At 67.7% G+C, this 6,299-nt stretch carries 6 protein-coding genes and 1 pseudogene; 3 read left to right on the forward strand and 4 right to left on the reverse strand.

Annotated features, from left to right (window positions below; all coding sequences use genetic code 11):
* Positions 1–32 precede the first annotated feature (32 nt).
* The gene (locus ACVCAH_RS26080) at positions 33–689 is read right to left on the reverse strand and encodes a hypothetical protein (RefSeq protein WP_447138849.1); all 657 of its coding nucleotides are present in this window, start codon (positions 687–689) and stop codon (positions 33–35) included.
* Between the two features lie 524 nt (positions 690–1,213).
* On the opposite strand from ACVCAH_RS26080, the gene ACVCAH_RS26085 reads away from it, so the two are divergent.
* Together ACVCAH_RS26085 and ACVCAH_RS26090 are read left to right on the forward strand one after the other, a co-directional pair.
* The gene (locus ACVCAH_RS26085) at positions 1,214–1,666 is read left to right on the forward strand and encodes a ribosomal maturation YjgA family protein (protein WP_447138850.1); all 453 of its coding nucleotides are present in this window, start codon (positions 1,214–1,216) and stop codon (positions 1,664–1,666) included.
* 125 nt (positions 1,667–1,791) lie between these two features.
* Entirely contained in the window at positions 1,792–2,361 is a 570-nt protein-coding gene (locus ACVCAH_RS26090; RefSeq protein WP_447138851.1) for a class IV adenylate cyclase, read from the forward strand.
* Here ACVCAH_RS26090 and ACVCAH_RS26095 read toward each other — a convergent pair.
* The 3 genes and pseudogenes from ACVCAH_RS26095 to ACVCAH_RS26105 all read right to left on the reverse strand — a co-directional run.
* Positions 2,358–3,104: pseudogene (locus ACVCAH_RS26095) on the reverse strand (endonuclease/exonuclease/phosphatase family protein); the annotation flags it as partial. The gene ACVCAH_RS26090 and the pseudogene ACVCAH_RS26095 sit on opposite strands and share 4 nt — an antisense overlap.
* Before the next feature lie 60 nt (positions 3,105–3,164).
* Positions 3,165–3,770 (reverse strand): dTMP kinase, encoded by a 606-nt coding sequence (gene tmk / locus ACVCAH_RS26100; protein ID WP_447138852.1) that lies wholly within the window; start codon positions 3,768–3,770, stop codon positions 3,165–3,167.
* A complete protein-coding gene (locus tag ACVCAH_RS26105) occupies positions 3,767–4,870 on the reverse strand; it encodes a radical SAM protein (RefSeq protein WP_447138853.1) in 1,104 nt (367 codons plus the stop codon). Before ACVCAH_RS26105 ends, tmk begins: the two co-directional genes overlap by 4 nt.
* A gap of 957 nt (positions 4,871–5,827) precedes the next feature.
* Between ACVCAH_RS26105 and ACVCAH_RS26110 the strand changes: the two genes are divergently transcribed.
* A partial coding sequence (locus tag ACVCAH_RS26110; protein WP_447138854.1) for a transposase occupies positions 5,828–6,299 on the forward strand: 472 nt, incomplete at its 3' end.

Here is a 6,299-nt window from a genome sequence, read left to right on the forward strand (position 1 = left end):
GTGCACCCCTAAGACTGCGACCGCATCGCCGGTCAGACCCCGACTATCGGCGCATCCGGAGGCCTGGCCGACTCACCGTGCGGGAGATCGTGCAGGGACAGCCGATACCAACGGTCGGGGGTGATGAGATGCAGGTCCGATCCCCGGCCGACCGCCGTCGCCGCGGCGGGCAGAGGGGTGCCATCGGGCAGCGCGAGCTGATACTCACCAACGACGTGCATAGCCCGCCCGGCCAGCTCACCAACAACGAACCTGTCATGATCCGGTCCGTACCCGCCGAGCAGTCCGACTCGGCTGCCGCTGACTGCCAGGGCCTTCCCCCCGTCGACCCGGTTGCTCCAGCCGCTGACGGAGCCGCCCCGGATCTGCACGATCGGGAAGTCGGTGTAGTAGGAGGTCCAGACCGCGTCGTCGGTGACGTTGAGGGCGTAGCAGTCGCTGATCGCACCCCAACTGCTGTCCACGTGGGACGGGAACCGCCAGGTCGGTTCGAGCTGGGGTGAGAAGCGAACCAACCCGGAGCTGCCGACCGGCGGCGCGGCGTGAGTGTCTCCCCAGCCGTAGTTCCCGTAGACGCCTTCGTCGAAGTAGCCCACCCACACCTCCCCAGAGGTGGTGGCGAAGACGTGCTCGATGCCGTCCCCGAGCGTCGCCCGGGCCTCGACGCGACCCTCGCTGTCATAGACCACAGCGTTGCGGTCCGGGCCGTCAGCCCGCCACCGGCACCGCGCTCCGACCACCAGCACCCGCCCGTCAGGGAGCGGCTGAACCGATGGATGAGCCAGCGACAGCCCGGCAAGCGGCGTGACATCGACGGTGTCCCCCGACTGCCTGCTCACCCGGGCAGCTACCGGTTGGCCGGTCGTCGGGTCAGGGAACGTGGCCCAGCCCGGTTGAGTTGTGACCGACCGCAGCGCCGCCTCGTTCTCCGCTGTCGACCACAGAGCCACCAGCTCACCGGCAGGTCCAATCGACGCCGTCACGAGCACGTCATGGCGGTCAGGTCGTATGACCGGCAACCCCTCGTCGAGATACCACACCGGCAGCCGGCGGACGGCCTGCTTCCTACTACGCCCGCGGCTCTTCCAGCCTTTCACCCCGCCACCTCACCACCCATCGGGTGCGGACGCCAGCCGATTCCACCTCAGCAGATGGCGGGTAGTGGCAGGCAAGTCGCGAACGCACCGTTGGTGGGGTGGCTACCATCGCGAGAATGTCGATCACGGCCCGTACGGTGCGGCTGCTCATGCCGGTGGCCGCGCTGTTGTTCCTGGGCCTCGCACTGCTGATCCGCGTCGTTGACGACGGGGCACTGCGGCAGTACTCGGGCACCGCGCTGTACGCGTCGATGGTCTGGGCCGGGGTGCTGTTCCTGTGGCCGCGGATGGCGCCGGTGCCGGCCGGGACGGTCGCCACCGTGTTCTGCTGGGTAGTGGAGTGCGCGCAGCTGACCGGGGTGCCGGCCGAGCTGTCGGCGCGGAGTCTGGCGGCGAGGCTGGCGCTGGGTGTGCAGTTCGACCCCGTCGACCTGGCCTGGTACCCGGCCGGCGTGGCTCCCCTGATGGTGCTGCATTACCTGATGCGCGCCCGGGCCTGCCCCACGCCGCAATCGCCGCGCGATGTCGTTCCCCCACCAGCGGCCCTCCCAGATAGCGGCCGCCCGTAGCTGCCATCGGAGCTGACTGAGCGGAAGGTGGATCCCGGCTGCCAGCACTCCGCAGATGCATGCGTGCAGGCACCGACACGGATGCGCTGGTGTCCGTGGCGGCGGTATGTGGCTAGGCTGCGCTGGTGCAGACGTCACCAGTGGTGGCCGTTCACGAGGTCGAGGTGAAGTACCGCGTCGATGATGAGTCGTCGCTAGTGGAGGCGCTCCGCCACCGGGGTGTGCGACTGTCGGCGTCGGTGCGGCAGGACGATCAGGCTTATGCGCCGTCGATGTGGCGGTACGGCATGTCGAAGGTTGGGGTGCCGTTCGCGCGGCTGCGAACTCAGGACGGCTGCCATCTGTTCACGGTGAAGCGGCCGATTGACAACGAGATGGTGTGCCTGGAGCACGAGACCGTGGTCGCGGACCGGGAGCAGATGCACGCCGCGCTGTTGGCAATGGGCTTCGTGCCGACCGTGCGGATCGCCAAGACTCGTCGCAGTGGCCGGTGGGGCGATGTGTCGGTGTGCCTGGATAGCGTCGATGGATTGGGCGCGTTCGTTGAGTTCGAGGCGCTTGTCGGTGCCGACGAGTCAGGCCAGAGGGTGCAGGAGCACCTGGACCGCTTGGTCCGGTCGCTGGGGGTGGGGGTGCGGCGCACTACCGACACCTACGACTCGTTGCTGCGCGCCGTCGCGCCGGCAGCTGGCTAGAACAGGGCTGCGGCTTCGGCCAGCGGCGCGCTGACGACGGTCCGGTGGTCGACGGTCAGGCGGAGGGTGGCCGCGACGGCGGCGTGGTCGGACAGGTGACGTTCGCGGGGCTGGTGTAGGTAGTCGCAGCTGGCGAGATGCGGCGTGAGGGCGGCACCGGTGTGTAGGTAGTCGAAGCGGTAGCCGTTGGCGCGACGGCCAACCCAGCTGTGCGCCTGCGTTGTGGGGTGTAGCCGCTGATGGGCGTCCGCCAGATCGAGCTGTTCCAGCGCGTCGAGGAACTCGTACTCGAAGGATAGGAAGCCGGGGTATCGTGGCCGATGGTCCCGGCTGATCACGTTGTAGTCCCCGCCGACTATCAGATGGGCGCGCTGGTCGTCAGTGAGGCCGCGCAGGCCGTCGATGACGCTGGTGAGGAAGGCGCGTTTCTTGGCGACCCTTGCCGGTGCCCGGTCGCTGGAGGGCACGTACAGGCCGAGCACCGTGACGGCAGGGTCGGTGTTCACCGTAACCGCTACGGCGCGGCCGGGCAGGGTCACGCCGGCGAGCAGGTCCGGGCGGGCGGTGGTCGGTAGGCGGCTGACGATGGCGCAGCCGCGGTCACCGTCCGGTGAAGGGGCGTGGGTCACGTCCAGGCCGGCGGCGCGGCACTGCTCGAGGAGGTATGCGGTGCCGGGTCCGTTGCTGGTTTCGGTGAGGATGATCAGGTTGTCGTCGCGGGCGTCGAGCCAGGCCAGCAGCCGGCGGGCACGCGGTAGCGCGGCGGCTTACACATTCAGGGTTAACACGGACAGCACGTAGGCTCAGCTTCGTTGGTCGGCGCGGGGCAGCAGGTCGAGGATAGTTGCTACGACGTTGTCCGGGGTGCGCCCCTGGCAGTCGACGATGTGTTGCGTCCATCCGTGTCGACGCAGGTGGCAGGCGGCCTCCCGGTACAAGCGCAGTTCCGTGTCCGGTGATCCGGTGGTTTCCAGCCGGGTCCGCTCAGGGCGCTGAGCGAGGCGAGCTGCGATGACGTCGGGGGGGTCTTCCAGGTAGAAGGAGATGGCAGGCAGCACGTACCGGTTGTAGGACCAGATTTCGCTGAGTTCGAGGCCGTCGATGCGCTGCAGGACCAGAGACGACTGCACGTACCGGTCGGTCACCACGTGTCGGCCGTCGTTGAGGGCGGGAACGATGTCCGTCTCGACGTGCGCGGCGCGATCGGCGGCCAGCGCCAGGGCCAGGGCGCGGCCGTGCATGACGGCTTCGCTGTGGCGCAGGAGCTGGCCGAGTGGGGTGCCGGTGGGTTCGCTGGTCAGGTGCACCCTGTACGGGCTGGTCTGTGAGAGCCGGTCGGCAAGTAGCGTCGCGATCGTGGATTTTCCCACGCCGTTGGGGCCCTCGATCGCGATGAACAGCCTGCTCACTGGCGGACGATGGCCAGTGGGAGCAGGGGTTGGCCGGGGGCGGGGGTGATCGGGCACTGCTCATCATCGAGGTCGCCGATGAGTCCACCGCGGGACACGATCGCCGCCGGGCAGCCCTTGCCGCAGCTGCTGTTCATTGTGCAGCTACCGCAGGTGACGTTGGCACCGACGGTGTAGCGGGCGTGGAAGTCGTAGCCGCCGAGGCCCGCGGCGACGTCCTCGCGCAGGATGTTACCCACGAGGAAGTCGCTGTCGGGGTAGCGAGAGGCCGGGGTGCGGGCGGCGAAGACCAGGTAGGGGCAGACCGCTACCTGCCCGTCGGTGTACACGTAGATCAGCTTTCCGGCGTCGCAGCCGCCCAAGGGCAGGCTGTCGTTCGGGAATCGGATCTGTACGACGTCGAGTTGGTCGGCGAACCGGTCGGTGACGGCACGGATGGCCGTCATCACTTGATCCGGCGCGGCGAGACGAGCCTGACTCTTGACGCCTCGGCCGAATGACGACAGCGGGTTCATCAGCACGTACTGCGCGCCGATTTCGACAGCGAAGGCGCACAAGTCGGCGAACTCCGCCGGGTTGGTCAGCGCGTTCGGCGTCGAGAGAAGGCCCTGCAGCAGTCCTGTTGCCGCGAGCTTGCGGGTGGTAGCGACCGTTGTGTCGAAGGAGGCGCGGTTGCCGCGGAACTTGCCGTGGCTCTCAGGGCGGAAGCCGTCGAAGGATACGTTGATGTGCACTCCGCCGAGCGCGGCCAGTTCGGCGATCTGGGCGTCCGTGGTCTGGGTAGCGTTCGTGCATATGCCAACCGGTAGGCCCCTGGCGCGCACCGCTCGGCAGAAGCCGAGGACCTCGGGGTGCACGAACGGCTCCCCGCCGGTCAGGGTGATGCGCTCAACCCGGGCAGCGAGTAACTGAGGCAGCACGGTCTCCGTGAAGACGGTCAGGGGCAGGTCCGCGCCAGCCTCGGTGGAGGAGACGAAGCAGTGAGCGCAGTGCAGGTTGCACGGCTCGGTGATCTGCACCAGCGCCTTGCGAGCGTCGCCGCCTACTGAGGTGCGGAAGTAGCAGGACGATGCGTGGGTATCGACGATCAATCGTTTCACCAGGTGACTCCTCACAGCCCGATCGATGCCCGGTGCGCACGGCCCGCGTTCCGCCCACGCAATTTGTAGTGACAGACGTGAGTTAACGTCGCTACTCCCAGTGTCGGGCAGCGGCGGATGCGAACGCTGACATGCCTCTGACAATCGCGGCGGGCAGACCGTCGAGCAGGGCTGGCGACCAAGTCACCCATTGCCGCGCGAACGCCGCCGAGGATCCCGACGTCCGCGCCCTGCTCCTTAAGCGGCTGACGTTCACCCACGCGGTTGCCAGCTAGGAGAAGGAAGCCACCGGTGCCCTGGACTCAGCGCACGGTCCGCTCGACGACCCCAGGGTCGGGCCTGGTCAGCCTTGCTGATCTCGGCGGGGTAGTCGAGTGCTCAGCGCCCCGCGCGCGGGTCTATGCCGACCGCGCTTATCGCGGCTGGGAAGTGTCCGGCGGGAAGGCGTGATGCTCCGGCGGTGGCGATATCAGCCTGGCCACGGTTCGCCTACCACCCGTTCGGCGTCACCGTCGGCTGGCCTGGATGTCGCCGGCACGAGGTCATGCGGGTCGACAGGGCTATCACGGCGCGCTCCGCCTTACCCCGCGATGAGGTGGTCCAAGGTGCTCTTGAAGCTCGCAGCGAGGCTTGCGAGGACCATCCGCCCCTTCTCACCGCTAGCAAGTGAGGGGCGTCCGATCACCCCGGTCTCGGTGTACGCGCGCAGGCCCAGTGTGAGTAGATGGGGCCGCTTACTGGGCGTTTTGATTATTCCTGCTACGGATTGCTGCTTTCGTGGGCCTGGTCGGCGAGGCGTCAGCAGGGTCGAATGATCACCACTGGGACCAGGTTCACCTGATTGATGCCGATACGAGATGCCCTGCTTTGATCCGCAGATCGTGTCTGGTTCACAAAGTTCGGGAATCGGCGGACCCCAAGTGCGATCCGCCATGTAATCCACAGTAGACAGCCTGTATGGCCGAACGACCTGCCTACCCCCCCGACCTGTCCGACGCCCGCTGGGCGCTGATCGCACCACGACTGGACGCCTGGCGCCAGGCTCGCACCGACGCTGGCGTCGGGGGACGCAAACCCACCTACGACCTGCGGGAGATCTTCAACGCCATCCTCTACGTCAACCGCACCGGCATCGCCTGGCGCTATCTGCCGCATGACTTCCCGCCCTGGCAGACCGTCTACGGCTACTTCACCGCCTGGACAGGCGATGGCATCTTCACCCAGCTCAACTACCAGCTCACCGGACTGGCCCGCGCCAAGGCCGGACGCGCCGCTCAGCCGTCGGCCGGCGTGATCGACACCCAGAGCGTGAAGACCTCCACCAACGCTCCGCTGGCCAGCCAGGGCATCGACATCGACCTCCTCGATCAGGCCAAAGCCGCGCATCCCGCACTGGCCAAGACCTGGGTCGACGCCGGCTTCAAGAACA

It is taken from the genome of Micromonospora sp. LZ34 (genome assembly GCF_052981855.1).

Bases quoted from the DNA above. Each gene is read 5' to 3' on its own strand.
- ACVCAH_RS26085 (WP_447138850.1), top strand. From the start codon at position 1,214: ATGTCGATCACGGCCCGTACGGTGCGGCTGCTCATGCCGGTGGCCGCG.